Source organism: Steroidobacter flavus, from assembly GCF_042651805.1.
Taxonomy (GTDB): Bacteria; Pseudomonadota; Gammaproteobacteria; order Steroidobacterales; family Steroidobacteraceae; genus Steroidobacter; species Steroidobacter flavus.
Map to the genome: position 1 here is coordinate 425,835 of NZ_JBHSDU010000014.1, position 14,040 is coordinate 439,874.

A 14,040-nucleotide genomic window follows, 5' to 3' on the forward strand; every position below is an offset into this window, starting at 1 on the left:
CGTAACAACAAATCGCAACTGCTTTAGTTATCGGCCTGGACAGCGCCGCTCGAAATAATCCCAGGCACGCGCCGCCGGCGCATCGCCCAACAAAGCGGCGACGGTCTTCTCGACCTCGCCCGCCGACAGGTACTTCACTTCACCCAGTGCGCGAGACTGCAAATCGAGACTCGCGTTCACACTCAGATAGATCGACGTGAGCACCGCGTCTCGCACCGAGCTGCCGGTCACGACGCCGCCATGACCTCGCATCAACGCGACGGTGCTCTGACCCAGAGTGCCGGCGAGATCGCGTGCGACCTCGTTGTTGGTGACCAGAAGCGATGAGTCGCCGAAGCGATCGGCAATGTCCCAGAGCGGCACCGTCGCGCCGATCGCACCGGCGACGTGAATTAGTGGCCGAATGGGCGTGCGCGTGACCCCGAACGGAATCAATGCATGCGCATGCGAGTGGACAATGGCATGAACATCGGGACGCGCCTGATAGATCGCGCCGTGAATGAATCGTTCCAGATACGGCGAGCGCGAGTCCGTGCCAATGACGTTGCTCGAGAGATCGAACTCCATGAGATCGTCGGCGCTCACCAAGGCCGGGCTGCGCGAGCAGGACAGTAAGTATCGATCGGGATAGTCAGGATGCCGCGCACTGATATGGCCGAACGCATCGACCACTGCCTCGTTCGCGAGGATATGGTTCGCGGTGACGAGCGCCGCCCGCAGTTCGGCGAGCGAGATCACGATTCCAGACCTCGCTTGCGATACTCGTTGACGTATTTGATACCGAGCGTGCCCGCGAAGTTACGAATCAGCAACGGATGAACACCCCATTCGTACAGGGTCGCGACATCTCGCGCCAATAGGACGCGTCGCTCATTTTCGTCCAGCTCGAAGCCATCGAAGCTGGTCGGCGAGCCCGTCTTGAACGCCTCCTGCCGCGCCGGCTCTTTGTCGAAACGGAACAGAAAGGCTTCCAGGCCGAAGCGGCTCATAGCAGCAGCTCCGTGACACCGATGCCCGTGTTCCAGGCGGCGACCGGCTCGTACGCCAGCACTCTCGCCCCTTTGGAGCGGGCGGCCGCGGCCGCCATGATCCAATTGCGAATCTCGGCGGCACCGTTGCCGGCGGAATGAATCACTTCGTCCGAGTCCCAACGCGCGATGTCCTCGCACCGACCGGCCGTGAACAAATCGAGGAACCGTTGATCGAACTCGCGATTGATCGTGCCCGTGCTCGGCATCCCGACCCAGTGGCTGAGACCGCCGGTACCGACGATGGCAACACGCTCGAGCACTCGTTGATTGCGCACCACTTCGCCCAACGCCGCGCCGAAGTCGAGACAGCGCGACAACGTCGGCAACGGCTCGATGGTGCAGTTCACGTAGATCGGCAGAATGGGCAGGTCCCAACCGTCGAGCAACAGCTGCAGCGGACAGGAGAAGCTGTGGTCGAGCTTCAAGTCGCGAGCACTCACCAGGTCGAAGCCCGCACCGACCATGCCGGCGTGAACCGCGGCACCAAAGGCGGCACGACCTTGATAGTCGCGCTTCGGCACGCCGAACTCGCCCCAACCGTCGAAGCGCTCGCCGGTGCCCACCGCGAAGATCGGTAGCACTGTGTAGTCAAAGCTCAAAAAATGGTCAGTCGCGATCACGATCAACACGTCGGGCCTGGCGGCCTTGAGCGAAGCGCCGAGGGTACGAAATCCCGCGAACACGCGCTGAGCTCGTTCGAGATCGCCGGTGTCGCCCGCCGGCGCTCGCATCATCGCGCCTGTGTGCGCCGTCGCTGCCGCCCAGACTATCGAGGCCATGACGACTCAGTTCCGCTTCAGGAAGTCGATCAGGATCCGGTTCACGGCCGCCGCCTGTTCGTACTGCGGCCAATGCCCGGCGCCTTCCACCAGCTCGAACGACGCGTTCGGCATGATTTCCGCGACCCGCTTCGCCACCGTCCAGGGCGTCGTCGGGTTGTGATCGCTCCAGATGATCTTGGTGGGGATGCGCACTTGCGCGAGCTGCTCTTCAGTCAGCAGGTATTGACGGTTGTCGGGCCCCGCTTGCTCGGCGACCAGCTTGCCCATGGCGGCACGACTATCGGGCAGCATGAAAGCCGTGTAGCGGGTTTCGACCAGCTCATCGGTCACGATGGACTTGTCCCACATGAGCCATTCGAGCCGCTCACGCACCTTCTCGCGGGTCGGTTGCTCACTGGCCTTTTTGGTGACCGCCTGCACGCGCTTGTGGATCTCCTCGCTCTCCTTTCTGCTTTCTTCATCGTTGAGCAGGAAGCCGGCCCCGGTCACTGAAACAATGGACGCAACGCGTGCCGGATAGAGTTGCGCGAAGTGCAGCGCCGTCCAACCCCCGAGAGACTGGCCGACGAGATGCGCCTTGTCTGCGCCGATGACATCCAGCAACCGCTTCAGGTGTTCGACGAACAGCAGCGAGTTATAAGTCACGTCCGTGGGCTTGGCCGAAAAGCCGTGGCCGATGGCATCGACTGACATCGCACGAAAGCCCGCGGCGCCGATCGGCCGCACATTGCGGATGAAGCCTTCGGCGTGACCGCTCAAGCCGTGCATCATGATCACGGGCACACCGGTGCCTGATTCGATCACGCGCGTGCGCCAGCCGCCCGCGTCGTAGTACTTCATCTCGCAACCCAGCGCATCGGTCCAGAAAGTCATCGTCCGCTCCGATCCTGGCGCGAGGCCGGATCCAAATGTTGGTGAAAAAAGGTGACGAACGCATCGAAGGTGGCTCGCGCCGCCACCGGGTGATAGCGCTCAATGGTGCTATCCATGTAAGCGTGTCGTGCGCCCGCGTGAATGTGAAAGTCCACCGGCTTCGGACTGTTGGCTTCCAACGCAGCCTTGAGCGCCTGCGTCTGTTCCAGGGGAATCGCTTCGTCGCTGTCGCCGAAATGCAATTGCAACGGGCAAGTGATGTGCCCGGCGAGTCCGAGTCGCGATCGTGCTTGCCCGGTCGGGGAATAGGCCGGCGGTAAGATCGGCAACGCGTACAGAATCACTGCGCAGGCCAGATCTTTCGATTGGGCGGCCCAGGCGAGCGCGGTGCCGCCGCCCAAGCAATAACCGAGCGCCGCGATCTTCCTGGCATCGACGCGAGGCAACGTCTTCAGATATTCGAGCCCTGCCTGCAAGTCCGGTACGGCCGTTTCATCCTTGGCAGCGAGGAACGCTTTGCTCCGTCGCTCCTCCGGCGACGAATAGTCCTGCGGCGGATGGCCGCCGATGCGGCTATACATGTCGACCGACAGTACGATGAATCCTTGATCAGCCAGTCGACGCGTTTCCGCTTGCCGGTGCTCGGTGACGCCCAGGTTCTCCGGTGCCGTGACAATCGCGCCAACGACTTGATCGCCTGCGGGCTCAGCCAGGTAGCCGCGAATGGAGTCGCCCCCGCTGGGGAAGGTGACCCAACGAGCGCTCACTCCGCTCACGACGCAACCTCGATGTCGAACAGCGACGCCTCGCCTCTGCGCTTCACCTCGACATCGAGCAGACGCGCGCATGACGGGCATGCATGTCGCACGACTTCCAGATCCGAGTGCAGGCGGACGCGCGGTCCCAACTCCTCCGCCGTCGCTACTGAGTGGCGCGCATAGTCCTTCCAGTTCTCGCCGGCAGGCGCTATCGGCGCACCGCAGTTACAAACAAAGTAGCTTCCGCCCGGCGCCCGGACGAACTTCGCGACATCGCCAACGATCGCAGTCACCGGTGCGTCCGCGCCGATCTTCGGCGCATTCGAGAGTGACTTCGACGCGGGCCACTCCATGCGTAGCGCGTGAAGTCGACGACGACGAGCCTGCGTCGCCGCCACGTCGAGCTTGCCGCCCGCTGTGATCACACCAAAGATCGACTCGGCCACGCCTTGCGAGAACACCCCTCGTTCGACGTCCGAAGCGACCTCCTCCGGAGCGCGATCCAACGGGTCGCCCCAACCGCCGCCCGCCGTGGGATTGCACTCGTACACGTCGTCGCGATGGAACTCGAACTCTGGCGGCTTGGCGGTGAAGACCGTTTCTTCACCCTGGAGCGCCGACAGATTGTCCGGAAACACGCCTTTCGCCAGCAGCTCGCGAATATTGGAGTGCCTCAGGAAGCGTCGATGATTACAACCGCTCGGATACCCGCCGAACAATCCGCGCGAGGTCGGCGATTCGTAGCCGTGACAAGCAACCAGCGACTCGACTTCATCGACCCCATGCAGAATGAACGCGGCGCCCGCCGCCTGACCGCCGACGTTGCGGCCAGCACCGCTCGAATCGGTGATGATGCGCCGATACAGATAGAGCACCGGCAACTTCAGCTCCGTCGCTTCGACATTCGGCGCGCGTCCGGCAGTAATGTTTCTTTGGCCCGACACGGTGATGCCGTCGCGATGCTGATAGGCACCGCCACCGGACAGCATCACTTCCAGAATCGGCGCAGTGGCCGGCTCGCCGTACTGATTCTTGCCATGAATATGAAACAGATCCGGTCCACTGGCCGGCGCCGCCTGGGCTTCGGCCACATACTTCGGATGCGTGGCCATCAACTTCGACATGACTTCCGTCGTGGTCACCTCCACCAGCCACATCGCGCCCAGCGGCCCTTGACTGCACGGCGCCGGAAACTTGCACGACACCACCGACCCTTCGCGCGACTTCACCTCGATAGGCCGTAGCAACCCGTCGTTCCACGGCAAGTCGTAGGCGATGATGGGCAGAATGCCGGCGTAGATACCGGCCAGCAGCCCGGTGCGCGTCGCATTGATGAAGCCGGGCGCCTGATCGTCCGAACCGGTGTAGTCGAAGACGATCGAGTCGCCCTGCTTGCGCAGCTCGACATGCACTTTGTAGAGCTTGTTCTGAAAGCCGTCATGATCGATGAACGCCTGCGCGCGAAACACGCCGTCCGGCAGCTCCTGCAAGCGTTTGCGCATCTTGGTTTCGGACAGCTCCATCATGCCGTCCATCACCGTCAGCACGGTGTCGATGCCGTACTTGGCGATCGTATCCTGCAGACCTTTCACGCCGACGTTGTTCGCGGCCATCAGACCTTTGAGATCCAGGTTGATGTTGGTCGGCAGACGCGACATGCCGGTGATGAAGTTGAGCACGTCGGTGCGCAGCTCGCCGCGATCGACGATCTTCACCGGCGGAATCAGCATGCCTTCCTGACGAATGTCCTTGGCCATGGACGCGAACGAGCCGGCGACCATGCCACCCACGTCGAGCTGATGCGCGCAGCCCCCCGTCCAGCCGATGCGCTTGCCTTCGTGGAAGATCGGCGCCAGCACGCCCACGTCGGGACAATGCAGCGCGCCCTTGTGCGGATGATTGACGATGAACATGTCGCCGGGATGGATGCCCGGGCTTTCTTCGCAATCTTCGATGACGTGCTTGACCATCAGCGACAACGACGCGGCATGGAACGTCACCGTCTTGCCCATGGTGACGACTTCGCCGAACGCCCGATACAAGCCGGTGTTGAAGTCGGTCGCTTCGTTCACCAGCGATGAGCCCGACACCGAAGCCAGCGTCACGGCCTGCTCATCGGTGATCGACAACAGCCGATGCCGGATCACTTCGAACGTGATCGGATCGACCTCCTTGGGTTGATACTGATAGACCGACATTTGTCCGAAATCCAAGCGCTGAGCACTCATGGCGCACCGATCCGCAAAATGATGTTTCCGTAGACCTCCATCTCGGCGCTCTGGCCCGGACCGACCACGATGGTGGTGTCCGGCCGCTCGATGATGCAGGGCCCGGCCAGCCGCTTGCCCGGACCGACCGACTCGCTGCGATAGACGTCCGTCGGCAGGAAGCCGTGGCCGAAGAAATAAACCTGACGGCGATCCGAGGGTTTGTTGGAGTGACCGGTGCTCTGCACCTTGCGCGCGGTCGGTTTGATCACCGGCGAGGTCCCTTCCACACGCAACACTGTGAACTCCACGCCGGAAATGCGCAGCGCGGTGTTCTTGCCGTAGATGCGCTCGTACTCCACTTCAAACGCATCGACCAGAGCATCGACCTGACGGCTGTCAATGTTTCCTTCCGGCACTGGCACGCTGATCTCGTGCACTTGCTGCCGGAAGCGCATGCCGACGAAGCGATGGATCGCAACATCGTCTCCCAGCGCTTCACGCGCTCGTGCTTCGAGTCCCGCGAAGCCCGCGTTGAGCGCGGCCAGGTCAATGTGGTCGGAAGCTTTGCGGAATCGCGCCGGTGCGTGCTGTCCGAATGCAATCGAAAACGAACGATGACGATCGCTCGTCACGGTGCCGTACGCGGAGTGCGCTGGCCCTGTGTTTGGCACGACGACCGTGTTGATGCCGGCGACTTCCGCGTACTGATGAGCATGCGTCGCGCCCGCTCCACCGTACGCCATGAGCACGAAATCGCGTGGATCGAAGCCCGCACGCAACGTCACTCGTCGCAGCAGGTCGGCCATCTGATTGTTCGCAACTTCGCGAATACCCGCAGCCGCTTGCGCAACGTCCATGCCGAGAGGTTCGGCAACGTACTTGCGCACAGCTTCATGCGCCGCCTCTACATCGAGGCGCATCTGACCGCCGAGGAAATACTTTGCATCGATGATGCCCAAGACCACGTCGGCGTCTGTAATCGTCGGCTCGACGCCGCCGCGGCCGTAGCATGCAGGCCCCGGTGTGGAACCGGCACTCTCCGGACCGACGGTGAGATGACCGTCGCGCACTCTGGCGATCGATCCACCGCCTGCGCCGATCGCTGTGACCTTGATCGAAGGCAACGCCACATGAAAGCGACCTTCTTCGCGCACCGTCTCGAGCAAGGGTTGACCGTTGACGATCAAGCCCACGTCGAAGCTGGTGCCGCCCATGTCGGCGGTCAGAATGTTCTGGTACCCCAGCACCTGCCCGAGCTTCTGCGAGGCGAGCACGCCGCCGGCGGGACCGGAGGTCAGCAGGTTCGCCGCCTGGAAGGCCGCTTCGGAGGCCGGCAGCACGCCACCGCCTGACTCCATGATCGAGATCGGCCCTTTGAAGCCGTAGTCGCGCACCGCCCGCTCGAGTCCATTGATGTAGCGATGGATGACGGGGCCGAGGTACGCGTTGATGGAAGTCGTCGAGGTCCGCTCGTACTCGCCGATCACTGGCACCAGCAGCGAGGACATCGTGACGAACATGCCCGGCGCCTCTTCCTCCACGATCTGCGCCAGGCGCTGCTCGTGACCCGGATTACGGAACGACCACAGCAGGCAGATCGCGATCGACTCGACGCCCTCCGCCACCAGCTCGCGAATGCAGGCTCGCGCCTGCGCTTCGTCCAGGGGCACGATCACTTCGCCCTTGTGATCGACGCGCTCGATCACACCGCGCACCAGCTTCTGTGGAACGATGGGTACCGGCACGCGGCGCTTGGAGAAGTGCGAGATTTCGTGGGTCGGCATGCCGATCCAACCCGCCATCGCGCGTTGAATGCGCAACGTATCCTCGAAGCCCCGCGTCGCGAGCAGGCCCGTGCGGGCGCCCTTGCGCTCGATGAAAGCGTTGGTCGCTGCAGTGGTGCCGTGAGAGAAGTACTGCAACTTCGCTACCAGTTGCCCGGATGAGAGGCCCAGGGCTTTCGCGGCCAGTTCCATCGCATCCAGCACACCGCGAGTACGATCGTCCGGCGTGGTGAGCGCTTTGAAGATGCGCACGTCGCCGTCGTCGGTGAGCAAGACCAGATCGGTGAACGTCCCACCGATGTCGGTGCCGATATAAGCCACGAATTCCCCCTGCCCAGCGTCGATGGATTGCAGAATAGGCAGGCCGGGAATAGATTGTCGGGGCTTATCTATAAAAGAACTTTATAGCCCGTCCCGCGAGCGATCCCCAGTTATGGAAACCGGCATCCAGACCAAGCAATTGCTGTATTTCGTCGAGGCTTCGCGCAGCGGCAGTCTGCTCAAGGCGGCCCAGCGCCTGGCTGTGACTCAACCTGCTATAACCAGCGCGATACACAAGCTCGAGAGCACTCTGGGCGCGAAGCTGCTCGATCGCAGTCGTCAGGGCGTGGCGTTGACAGCGTACGGACGCGTCTTCATTCAACATGCGGTCAAGGTGCTTTCGGAGTTGAACGTCGGCGTGGCACGCGTGCAAGCGACTCGCAACGCCGAATTCGGTCATGTCAATGTGGGCGTGCTGCCCATCTCGGCGTCGCCGCTGCTGCCGCTGGCGTTGGCCAGCTTCAAGCGAACCCATCCGCGCGTCGTCATCACGGTCGTGCCCAGTCACAACGACAATCTGTTGCCGGCGTTACGGCTGGGTGAGCTGGACTTCGTCATCGGTTATGCGGGCACCTCGGAGCAGATGGCGGATCTCGATCATCGCGTGCTTTTCAATGAACGGCTGGTGCTGGTGGTGCGCAAGGGCCATCCGCTCGCCGGCAAGAAGCCGCCCCGTCGCGGCGATTTGCTCGAGCATCCCTGGTTCATCGCGCATCCCTATCAGGAGTTTCGGGATCCGGTGAACGCCTTGTTTGCCGGCCAGAAGGTGCCGTTCCCGACCAACTTTGTGGAAGGCAACTATCACATCGCCAACGAATTCCTGCGCGAATCCACGGGCATCGCCGTGTTGCCTCACAATCTGGTGGCGCGTGATCTCGCCAGCGGAGATCTGGTCGAGCTCACCGTGCGCGAAGGGCTGGGCAGCTGCGCCGTCCATATCAGCCGCCGCGATCGCGACGACCTGGCCTCGCCTGCACGCGCGTTGATCCGCGAGATCGACGTAACGGCGAAACTTCTCCAAGACCGCGGCGCGGTCTTGCCGGTAACCTCGGCATAAGCCCACAGACCAAGCGCACACGATGACAGTCCAGCACTACACCGCAGAGACCTTCAAGACCCACGACAGCCTGGGCTATCTGCTCAAGACCTGTCACTCGCGCATGCTGAAGGCCGGCGAAAAAGCACTCGCCGCGCACGATCTGAGTTTCATGCAATGGGTCGCGCTCATGAAATTGAAAGAAGGCACCGCCGTGACCGCGGCCGCCCTCTGCCAGCTGATGAGCTACGATACCGGCGCCCTCACGCGCCTGCTCGATCAGCTGGAAGCGCGCGAGCTGGTCGAACGCCGCCGGAACATCGCAGATCGTCGCATCGTCGATCTGAAATTGACTCCGGCGGGTTTGCGCAAGGTCGACGAACTTCTCCCCGCCGTAGTGGAATGCCTCAACGATCTTCTCGCGGCATTCAGCCTGGAAGAAGTCGCGGCGCTCACACGTCTTCTTGCCAAGCTACAAAAGAGTCTCGCCGCGTACGAATAGCTAGCAGCGGGGCATCGATCGCACATCAATGGGGCTTGCGCGTCTGCTTTCGCGCCGCACTCTTGATCCGCTCACGCACCGGACGTTGCGCTTCCGGGGGACTGGCGGTTGCATTCGCGCGGCGCTGCTGGTGTCGAACGTTTTTCGACAGCACTTCCTTCATCGAGCCAGGCGTTTTGCTGTGATGGGCGGGCATGACCGCTCCTCTCGCTACACCAATGCCAACGCAATGGCCCGGGCATCGCAATGTTCCGGCATCATTTGACAATGACGATGTCGCCGCTCTGCAAGGCACGCTCTCTCTCAGCCCAGAGCACTCGAATATTGCTGAAACTCACCGGCATGCCATTACATTGAAGCGCACTCGATCCGCTACACACCTGAAAATGCAGATGCGGCTCGGTCGAATTACCTGACGAACCCAGTCGCCCCAGCAACGTCCCCGCAGCGATGTTATCTCCGACGCGAACGCGTACGCTCGCCGGCCGCAAATGGGCATACAGGGAGTACACGTGATCGCCATGATCGATGATCACGTGATTGCCCATGGGCCCATTCTCGCTCTCCATCAACTTGGCCTGGTTCTCGCGCACGCGCGCGAAATAGGCATCGGTTGTTTCATTCGGCCGCTGTAGCAGGGTCGCATCTTCCGACACGTCATTCACGGCCTCCACAACCTTGCCGGCGGCCGCGGCATATACATCCGTCCCGTAGGCGTAATAGTCGGAGAACCGAGTGCCCTCACCGCGATAGGTCAAGCCACTCTCACCCAATCGGGCGATATCGAGTGCATACGCCTCCGGCAATACCCAACGATGCGCGGTGTGGAGACTGGCCCCCCAGCCGACGTAGCTCACACCGCGTAAAGGAAAGAGCCAATCGGTCCTGGCCATGTTGCTCGCCACCGGCAACGTTGCCGACAGCTCTACGCCCTTCCCTGCCACGGTGCCTTCGACACGCACGCGAAGGGTGTCGCGCTCGCGACTGAAGGCAAACACTTCGTTGGTCACGACCAGACCTTCATTCGCGTGCAGCACCGGGCCGGCCAGCTTGATGTCAGGCGCGATCAGCTCAGTGCCGCAAAACATGAAGGATGCGTCGCGTGCTAATTCCTGGGTCTCGGCACTGTTGCTCGCCAACCTCGCCACGTCTGCCGCGTTCAAACGACGCGTATCAAGGAGCTCGCCTCCTTTGATCAACTCGAGGTGAATCGCATCTACGGTGAACGGAGCAGTGGCGTGATTGATCACGGCGATATGTGGCAGCAGCAAGCTCTGAACTCGAGCACGACTGTCCAGCGGATACGTGCGCGCCACATCGGCAGGACAGAAACGAATTTCCTGCGCCTCGCTCGCGCCCGCGTCCTGCAGACCACCGATCAGAATCAGTGTCGCGAATAGAAGTCGCATACCGGTCCTCGATGCATATCGCCCGATGGGCTCCGTGGACCGCTATCATGCCATGGCGTAAAGCCGCGACGGTTGTTCCTTCGCCGAATAGCTACAAGCGAATCGTACCGGAGGGCGACCCGAGCGTCGCGCCGCCCCCTGACCGATTTGGATCAAAGATCGAATCGCACGCCCAGTCGATACACACGGCCCAGCGCGTCATACAGCGCCGGGTTGCTGAACGTCGTCACACGTGCCGGATCTTCGTCGAGCACGTTGTCGACCTTGAAGTACGCGGTCGTGCCCGGAAGCACCTCGTACGAGCCACCGACGTCCAGGTAGAAAGCCCCGTCGACATGATTGTTGTCGATGGTCGGCCGGGCCACGGTCGAGACCGGACAGGTTCCCGGACGGCATTCGATGTACTGGTTGCCCAACACACCATCGCTGATCCAGCGCTCCTGGATCTGCAGCGAGAGCTTGTCGGAGTCGTAGCTCTGGATGGCCAGAACCTTCCAGTCCGGCGTATTGCCGGTATTCACACCGGCAGTATCGTTCGGGAAGGTGCCAGGCAAGCCATTGTCAGTGACATATTCGCGAATGTGCGTCGCCAGGCCGCGCACCGTGACGGTGCCGGGCAGACCGAACAGCTGCGGCCAGCGATAGCTCGCTTCGATATCGAAGCCCGAGGTCTTGATCGACGCGAAGTTGAACGACTGCACGTTGATGAAGTTCGGCCCGTTCGGGTTGTTCAAATTAAACGAGTTACAGGTCTGCGGCAGCACGCCTCGGAAACAATAGTTCACGATGTCATTGGCAGTGAGGCTCGAGATGACGTCCTCGATCTCGATCTTGTAATAGTCCACCGACACGCTGAAATTCGGCAGCCACTCAGGTTCCGAATACACCACGCCGAACGACGTGTTACGCGCGATTTCCGGAGTGAGAGCGGGATTGCCGATGGCGTTCTGAATCGCGAGCACGTTGATATTCCGGAACGGATCCAGGAAATTCGGCAGCGTCGTCGTGACCGGCGCCGCGAACAATTCCGAAAGATTGGGCGCACGCGCGTCACGCGACGTGGTTGCACGCAGGCGCAGTCCATCGACCGGAGTATCCCAGGTGCCACCGACCTTCCAAACGTCGATCGTGCCGGAGGTGCTGTAGTCGGTCACGCGTGAGGCCGCATTCAAATTCGCTCGCCCGACGCTCTCAGAATCGAACAGCGGCAAATCGAACTCCAAGTACGCCTCCTTCACGCTGTAGTCGCCTTCGCCGTTCTTGTAGTTGCCCGCATACCAGTTGTTGCCGGTGTCCAGCAGCACCGGGTCGGCCGGATAGTTCGAGTTGTAGGGCGTGCCGTCGATACCCGCTTGAGGAAGAATGCCGTTGCCGTAGGCATCGGCGCGGACCCGATACTCCTCTTTGCGATACTCGACACCGAAGGCGAGCGCCAGCGGCCCCGCCCACAGATCGACGGGCGTGCCCGAGACGTTGAAGCTGAATACTTCCTGGTTCTGCCGTGTGCGCTGATAGGGCCCCCTCGCCGGCATGATGTAATTGAACGCTTGAGCCGAAGGCACCGTGCCGCCAAAGATGTTGATGGGAACGCAGCCGTTCGCTCGCGCCGTCGCATCAGCGCAAACGATCTGACCGTTCAGCGTGGTCGCATCGATCGCCTGATTGAAGCGACGCGACAGCATGATGCTCTTCACATCGATGTCGGTGAAGTTCACGCCGTGCTCGTAATAGCCGTTGTAATTCCACTCATCGCCCAGCACGTTCAGCCCACCGATCGCCCCCAATACGAAACGATATTGACGACGGTCGGTGTACACCTGCGTGCTCGGCAGGATCGCGTTGCTGGTTCCGTATTGGAAGCTGGTGATTCCAGCGGTCGCGCACATCGCCTGCACGGACGCAGGCAAGAAAGGATTACTACATTGCATCGTCAGGTTCGGCCGGTTCATGCCGTTGATCGGCTGGTTGTGAGTCTGAACCTGCGCCAGGTTGGTCGTCAGGTAGATCTCGTCGTCATCCGCGAACTCGAAACCGACGCGACCGTAGCCGTTGATACGTTCCAGCGAAGATTGGAGTGTGCGGCCGGAATCGACGTTGCCGGAAAGATCGCCGCCGACGCAGAAGCCCGGAAGGCAGCCGTTGACGGTACCCGCGGCGTTGCCCGAAGGAGTTCCATTCGAGCCGTACTGGAACTGAAACGGGTTACCGGCCTGGTCGAAGGCAATGCCCTGCAGCGGCCCGGCTGTGATCAAACCGTACTTGGTGTAATTGTAGGGCTGGGCATAGTCGATGACGTTGTACTGCGGCGAGCCGTCATTCAGAACATTGCGATTGACCAGCGAGCGCTGAGTGAACCAGTCGCGACCGCCCGCCAGGCCGACGCCGTACGGTCCCGGGCCCACCCCTTTCTCATCGTGATATTCAACGCTGCCCACGACATGCAGGCGACCGTCGAGGAAGCTGCTGCCGGCGGCGACCTGCGCGACGATCGTTTCATCGTCGTCGTAGTTGGTGACCGCGCCCTGGACATTGCCCTTGACGCCTTCGAAACGCGTGTTCGTGACGAAGTTGACCACGCCACCCACGGCGTCGGAGCCGTAGGAGGACGAGGCGCCCCCATTCACGACGTCGACGCGCTCGATCAGCAGCTGAGGAAACAAGCTCACGTCGGGCACGCCGGTCACGTTCGCGCCGACGACACGCTGGCCGTCGAGCAGCGTCAAAGTCCGGATCGCTGTTAAGCCGCGTAACGAAAACGAGCTCAGGCCCTGCGCACCGCTGGAGGTGCTGAAGGTGTTGGTCTGCGTGCCAGTGGATCCCTGGAGCGAGGGCAACTGCGCGACCGTCGTGAAAATGTTGGGCTGGGCATTGGCAGTGAGCTGCTCGGCACTGATGACCGAGGTCGGTGTCGGCGCGTTGTAGCCGCTCGACATGATACGAGTGCCGGTGACCAGAATCTCTTCGAGCCCGTTTTCCTGGTCGGCCTTGCCGTCGGCGGGCGGTGTGACTTGTGCCTGCAGCGAAAGTGGCAACAGGAGCCCACAAGCCGCCAGCACCTGCAGGCGTACCGACGTCATCTTCATCGCGGAATGCGTGCCGTCCGTGCAGAATTTTTTGGACATGATCTCTTCTCGTAGAGTTCTGTTATCGGCTCCGGTGAGCCTGTTAGCGGATGGGACGAGTCAACGTCATACCCAGCCCCATCCACCCCCTGCTGGCAATACGCAGACAAAATATGCAGAAAGTTAGCGCTAACGCAACGATGGCGTGGCCACTGCCCCACGCAACCACTTTTGACGAGAATCTTACGGATGACAGCGCGAGACGAGACCGG

At 61.7% G+C, this 14,040-nt stretch carries 12 protein-coding genes; 2 read left to right on the forward strand and 10 right to left on the reverse strand.

Features of this window, described 5'->3' with window-relative positions; translation table 11 throughout:
* Positions 1–27: 27 nt before the first annotated feature.
* From ACFPN2_RS24630 to ACFPN2_RS24660, 7 genes are read right to left on the reverse strand one after another with little or no spacing between them, the layout of a single operon-like run.
* On the reverse strand, positions 28–738 hold the full coding sequence (locus ACFPN2_RS24630; RefSeq protein WP_380601546.1) for a class II aldolase/adducin family protein: 711 nt from the start codon (positions 736–738) through the stop codon (positions 28–30).
* Positions 735–989, reverse strand: a complete 255-nt coding sequence (locus tag ACFPN2_RS24635; protein WP_380601548.1) for a hypothetical protein — start codon at positions 987–989, stop codon at positions 735–737. The genes ACFPN2_RS24630 and ACFPN2_RS24635 overlap by 4 nt, the downstream gene beginning before the upstream one ends.
* A complete protein-coding gene (locus ACFPN2_RS24640) occupies positions 986–1,810 on the reverse strand; it encodes a DODA-type extradiol aromatic ring-opening family dioxygenase (protein WP_380601550.1) in 825 nt (274 codons plus the stop codon). The genes ACFPN2_RS24635 and ACFPN2_RS24640 overlap by 4 nt, the downstream gene beginning before the upstream one ends.
* Before the next feature lie 6 nt (positions 1,811–1,816).
* On the reverse strand, positions 1,817–2,686 hold the full coding sequence (locus ACFPN2_RS24645) for an alpha/beta fold hydrolase (RefSeq protein WP_380601552.1): 870 nt from the start codon (positions 2,684–2,686) through the stop codon (positions 1,817–1,819).
* Positions 2,683–3,462 (reverse strand): dienelactone hydrolase family protein, encoded by a 780-nt coding sequence (locus ACFPN2_RS24650; RefSeq protein WP_380601554.1) that lies wholly within the window; start codon positions 3,460–3,462, stop codon positions 2,683–2,685. The genes ACFPN2_RS24645 and ACFPN2_RS24650 overlap by 4 nt, the downstream gene beginning before the upstream one ends.
* Positions 3,459–5,672 carry a hydantoinase B/oxoprolinase family protein gene (locus ACFPN2_RS24655; RefSeq protein ID WP_380601556.1) on the reverse strand — a complete coding sequence of 738 codons (2,214 nt, stop codon included), beginning with the start codon at positions 5,670–5,672 and terminating at the stop codon, positions 3,459–3,461. The genes ACFPN2_RS24650 and ACFPN2_RS24655 overlap by 4 nt, the downstream gene beginning before the upstream one ends.
* Entirely contained in the window at positions 5,669–7,759 is a 2,091-nt protein-coding gene (locus ACFPN2_RS24660) for a hydantoinase/oxoprolinase family protein (RefSeq protein WP_380601558.1), read from the reverse strand. The genes ACFPN2_RS24655 and ACFPN2_RS24660 overlap by 4 nt, the downstream gene beginning before the upstream one ends.
* Before the next feature lie 112 nt (positions 7,760–7,871).
* Here ACFPN2_RS24660 and ACFPN2_RS24665 point away from each other — a divergent pair, with 112 nt between their 5' ends.
* Positions 7,872–8,816 (forward strand): LysR family transcriptional regulator, encoded by a 945-nt coding sequence (locus ACFPN2_RS24665; protein WP_380601560.1) that lies wholly within the window; start codon positions 7,872–7,874, stop codon positions 8,814–8,816.
* A 22-nt stretch (positions 8,817–8,838) separates the two neighbouring features.
* Complete coding sequence (locus tag ACFPN2_RS24670; RefSeq protein WP_380601562.1) at positions 8,839–9,297, forward strand: MarR family winged helix-turn-helix transcriptional regulator; 459 nt, start codon at positions 8,839–8,841, stop codon at positions 9,295–9,297.
* Positions 9,298–9,322: 25 nt separating this feature from the next.
* Here the strand turns inward: ACFPN2_RS24670 and ACFPN2_RS24675 are convergent, their stop codons facing one another.
* The 3 genes from ACFPN2_RS24675 to ACFPN2_RS24685 form a co-directional block, all read right to left on the reverse strand.
* Positions 9,323–9,493 (reverse strand): hypothetical protein, encoded by a 171-nt coding sequence (locus ACFPN2_RS24675; protein WP_380601564.1) that lies wholly within the window; start codon positions 9,491–9,493, stop codon positions 9,323–9,325.
* Positions 9,494–9,554: 61 nt separating this feature from the next.
* Entirely contained in the window at positions 9,555–10,706 is a 1,152-nt protein-coding gene (locus ACFPN2_RS24680) for a M23 family metallopeptidase (RefSeq protein WP_380601566.1), read from the reverse strand.
* A 152-nt stretch (positions 10,707–10,858) separates the two neighbouring features.
* Entirely contained in the window at positions 10,859–13,828 is a 2,970-nt protein-coding gene (locus tag ACFPN2_RS24685; RefSeq protein WP_380601568.1) for a TonB-dependent receptor plug domain-containing protein, read from the reverse strand.
* Between the last annotated feature and the right edge of the window lie 212 nt (positions 13,829–14,040).

What these genes read in the sequence shown, in the direction of transcription:
- ACFPN2_RS24635 (WP_380601548.1), bottom strand. Translation starts at nt 989, where the DNA reads ATGAGCCGCTTCGGCCTGGAAGCCTTTCTGTTCCGTTTCGACAAAGAG.
- ACFPN2_RS24640 (WP_380601550.1), bottom strand. Translation starts at nt 1,810, where the DNA reads ATGGCCTCGATAGTCTGGGCGGCAGCGACGGCGCACACAGGCGCGATG.
- ACFPN2_RS24645 (WP_380601552.1), bottom strand. Translation starts at nt 2,686, where the DNA reads ATGACTTTCTGGACCGATGCGCTGGGTTGCGAGATGAAGTACTACGAC.
- ACFPN2_RS24655 (WP_380601556.1), bottom strand. Translation starts at nt 5,672, where the DNA reads ATGAGTGCTCAGCGCTTGGATTTCGGACAAATGTCGGTCTATCAGTAT.
- ACFPN2_RS24665 (WP_380601560.1), top strand. Translation starts at nt 7,872, where the DNA reads ATGGAAACCGGCATCCAGACCAAGCAATTGCTGTATTTCGTCGAGGCT.
- ACFPN2_RS24670 (WP_380601562.1), top strand. Translation starts at nt 8,839, where the DNA reads ATGACAGTCCAGCACTACACCGCAGAGACCTTCAAGACCCACGACAGC.
- ACFPN2_RS24675 (WP_380601564.1), bottom strand. Translation starts at nt 9,493, where the DNA reads ATGCCCGCCCATCACAGCAAAACGCCTGGCTCGATGAAGGAAGTGCTG.
- ACFPN2_RS24680 (WP_380601566.1), bottom strand. Translation starts at nt 10,706, where the DNA reads ATGCGACTTCTATTCGCGACACTGATTCTGATCGGTGGTCTGCAGGAC.
- ACFPN2_RS24685 (WP_380601568.1), bottom strand. Translation starts at nt 13,828, where the DNA reads ATGTCCAAAAAATTCTGCACGGACGGCACGCATTCCGCGATGAAGATG.